Origin of the sequence: Flavobacterium sp. (assembly GCF_035456225.1) — a bacterium.
Classification (GTDB): domain Bacteria; phylum Bacteroidota; class Bacteroidia; order Flavobacteriales; family Flavobacteriaceae; genus Flavobacterium.
In genome coordinates this window covers 1-3,543 of record NZ_DATIDM010000080.1, presented here as the reverse complement: position 1 = coordinate 3,543, position 3,543 = coordinate 1, and the positions used below count along the sequence as shown (strand labels likewise).

The window sequence follows — 3,543 nt, the reverse complement described above, 5'->3', positions numbered from 1 at the left end:
GGTATGAATCGCTTTTAAATTATTACTCCCATCCGCATATCCCGAACTTTCGCTTCCGTTGTAGTTAGTTCCCATAACATAGGGTCTCTCAGCATTTCCGCCCTCAAAGCCTACGAGTACTTCCTCGTCAATCTCAGGGATGAAATAAAATCCTTTTCCGGCACCTGCATGAGGCTGGATAAGACGCAACCAGTCGCTTTTTGTACTGCCACCGGCCCAATTAAAATTTACTTTTACACATCCTAATCCTTGCAGATCGTTATTGTCTTTTACCTTGGCATAAACATGAACGTCTGTGTAATGTGGTGCTGCAACATCAGTTGAAATGATATATCATCTCTTTAATCCTTCAAAACCTTTAGTAAGAGTCTTTATAAATGACCGATCCCTTGTAAATCCGTACACTGTCCACTTCAATGGGTTCATTGTTTAAGAACAGTTCAAGTTTTTTGTTGTCTTTGCTTATTTTTACTTGGAACTCCTGCTTGCCCTCGGGTTTGAAATTTTTGAATTTTTCGAATATCACTTTTTCATTCAAAAATATATTGCCCCGAAAACGTTCATAGAACCCGGTTTCCCAGTCCAGCTCCAGAATTTGCGGCAAAGCGCGATTGTCATAAGTGGTTGCCGGGCGGGGAGGCATAAAAATAATATCTTTTTCTCCGTTGTAATTGGTAAAACAATATCTGAATAAACGCAACTTTCGGTTTTCATTTTGCATCACTATCCTGAAAGTATAGCGTTTTCGGTACATGTCCCATTTGGCACAGGAAGTATTTTGCATGAAGTCCCTTTCCTTTACTTCTTCTCGGTTCATAGACCAGCTTCTAAAAAGTTGTTCCTCTAGCTTTTTGTCTTCTTTGATTACTTCTGCCTGATACCGCCCCAATTCGATCCTGATAACGCCATATTCTTTCCAGACCACTACCATACCCTGTGGGGCAAAACCAAATATCAAGCCCGAAAACTTTTCAAAAGTATCATCCTTATATTGATAGGTTGTATCTACGGCCTTTTTCATCTCTTCCAGGGGGAAATCGGTCTTGAGGTGGTAAAACGTATCTTCGTAACCCGCATAGTAAATCACATCGGCCCCTATGGGGGTGCCGTGTTGGGAGGTCCAACTTTTTCCTGAATCTCCCCAAAAGCCAGACGATCCTCCAAAAGGCAGAGTGGCAGGAATACCTTCCATCGTAATGATATCTCCCCGGACAAATTCCACTCTATATAAATTTTGATTTCCTTTGACCGCCAGTGGCGGCTGGCAGGTATAACTCTCCCATTCGTATTTGTTTTTCATTTGGCAACTTACATTTAAACTTATTATTAGTAAAACTAAAATTTTGTAAACTCTATCCATTATGTATCTCTCTTTTACGTTTTTCTGCTGGCAATACGCCATCGAATCTTGGGCCCAAACCAAATTTATCTGCCTTCACCGACCAGTGCAGATACTCGTGGCGCAGTTTTTTTAAATCTTCTGGATTTATATAATCCAGATAACTTATTTTTCCCGATTCTTCTATGTATTGCTGTGCGTTCTTTTTTTCTCTTAATAAAAGCATTTCGATGCGCCATAACTGCCCTGCTGTATTGCGTTAACTGCGAGAAAATACCAGCGAGAAACGAATCTGATATATTTGTCTTTTGTTTTACGATTGCTTTATCATATTTTACATCAAACTGCATGGAGACCATGATCATTTTATTCAGGGCAATTCTATCGTAGGTGTTTTGAAGAACGCGATTACCTACAAGATAGGTTTTGTTTTCTTCATATTTAAAATCAAAAATTAGTTCACTTTCTTCATACCATCCTTCATCTACTAATATTTTTTTAAAAGCAGCAGCATTTTTAATATTCGGAACAGTCTGACGATTCTCAATATAGGTTTCAGTATATGTTTCACTATAAACAGCACTTCGCTCTTCCGCATATCCCAAATACGAACCTCCAATATCTGAGTGTACTCCTGGGAGTGTCAATTCAAGTCCACGCAGACCGGCACTGCGGATATTTGTCAAATCGAAATTTTCCCGGTATTCATCGGCTGCTGAAATCTGAAAAACCATTTTTGCTTTCTTTATCGCATCAAGACCTAAATCGGAAACATCATTTCCATGGTACAGACCATGCGAAGAAACAGTATCGTATAAACCCACAAATTTGAAAAATATTTCTTTCACCTCAGACATGTCGTTGGCAATCAGATAGTTAAGCATTTTTGGGTTTTTCGCCGCTATGCGAGTTTATGTTTTTGGCACTTTTTATATTTATTGCTGCCTCTGTACTGTCTAGAGTTACCAATTTTGCTGTTTCTTTTCTTTCCTTGCTTTCTGACTCTCTGTTTCCTTTTATCAATTCAAATAGGCTTCCCTCTACATTTGTTAAAAAATCTCCGGTTACTATCGTCATTTTCGTTTCACCGGTGCTTTCAGTAGTGTTCATGCCAACAGTGTCAGATTTATTCATTGCTATGTTGGTAGTCATGTTTTCACCTACATTTATGTTAAAATTTTTACCGGCTGTAAAGATTATATCATTTGTCGCGGTAACATTAATATTCCCCTTTCCATCCATTTTCCAGGTATTTCCGCTTGGATCTTCAATGAAAACGCTTCCTTCTTCGTCATTTAGGATAATTTTAGTTCCGCTTCGGGTATGAATCGCTTTTAAATTATTACTCCCATCCGCATATCCCGAACTTTCGCTTCCGTTGTAGTTAGTTCCCATAACATAGGGTCTCTCAGCATTTCCGCCCTCAAAGCCTACGAGCACTTCCTCGCCAATTTCTGGAATGAAATAAAATCCTTTTCCCGCTCCTGCATGAGGCTGAATAAGACGCAACCAGTCGCTTTTTGTACTGCCACCGGCCCAGTTGAATGAAACTTGTACTCTTCCTAAACCATTAGGATCGTTATTGTCTGTTACTTTAGCGGGCTGGGTTTCGGCTTTGGCGTAGGCGTGAACATCCGTGTAATGTGGTATGGTCACATCGGCTGGGCTGGCTTTAAATTCGCAATTGTAGTTTCCGTGTACTTCCGAGTTGTGGGTTACTTCAATAACCAGTAAATTATGCTCAACGGTTTTGTTTTTTATCGTGAATTTCTGACCTATACTGAGTGGAAGATAGGAAACGCCGCTGTAGAAAATGCTGTTGGCATCCTTACCGTTGGTCTGCAGTTGAACCATTTCTTCCAGAGCCGTTTGAATCAGACTCTCTCATGTGATAAGTGCTTTCTCACTTATGTTTACCAAATAAAACGTTTGTAAAACGATGCTTTAAAAATTGAATTTCAATAGTTTGGCGTTACTTCTGTTTTAGTTATTGTTGTTGCAAACGCTACGAGTTCTTTTAAAATTTGAGTAGATATTCGTCGCAGAAGAGCATATAATCTCAGTTTTAATAAATATGATTATTTTATGGGATAAGAAAATCTATATACTCGTTGATGTTTTATACTATAAGCCTCAATAATTATACTGTCTATACATTGTTTATAGGGTAATATTTTTTCTAATCGTTGATCAACAGTGTTAAC

4 protein-coding genes are annotated in these 3,543 nt (G+C 38.8%); all 4 read right to left on the bottom strand.

What is annotated here, in order from left to right:
- On the bottom strand, positions 1–327 hold a 327-nt coding region (locus VLB74_RS04590; protein ID WP_325202282.1), incomplete at its 3' end, for a phage baseplate assembly protein V.
- Positions 328–358: 31 nt separating this feature from the next.
- A complete protein-coding gene (locus VLB74_RS04585; protein WP_325202281.1) occupies positions 359–1,300 on the bottom strand; it encodes a DUF2931 family protein in 942 nt (313 codons plus the stop codon).
- A 125-nt stretch (positions 1,301–1,425) separates the two neighbouring features.
- On the bottom strand, positions 1,426–2,223 hold the full coding sequence (locus tag VLB74_RS04580) for a phospholipase effector Tle1 domain-containing protein (RefSeq protein ID WP_325202280.1): 798 nt from the start codon (positions 2,221–2,223) through the stop codon (positions 1,426–1,428).
- Positions 2,216–3,193 carry a phage baseplate assembly protein V gene (locus VLB74_RS04575; protein ID WP_325202279.1) on the bottom strand — a complete coding sequence of 326 codons (978 nt, stop codon included), beginning with the start codon at positions 3,191–3,193 and terminating at the stop codon, positions 2,216–2,218. Before VLB74_RS04575 ends, VLB74_RS04580 begins: the two co-directional genes overlap by 8 nt.
- Positions 3,194–3,543: the final 350 nt, after the last annotated feature.